Raw genomic sequence first — 222 nt, forward strand, 5'->3', positions numbered from 1 at the left:
GTGCAATTTTCAGAGAACAATGTTGTTTCTGAAAAGCAAAAAGTAACAACAAAATTGATAGAAGCAAGCAGATCGAGGAAAAGTATGAGCGAGGAGCGGAGTTTACTGGTAAGTAAATGAGCACCACAGCGAATGCTTTGACGAAGAGATGCGCAGCTTATAGCAATTTTCCTCAAATCTGGTGATTATGACGTGAAGGATACACCCGTTCCCATTCCGAAC

The sequence above is a fragment of the Clostridium aciditolerans genome (assembly GCF_016316925.1).
Lineage (GTDB): Bacteria > Bacillota > Clostridia > Clostridiales > Clostridiaceae > Clostridium_AM > Clostridium_AM aciditolerans.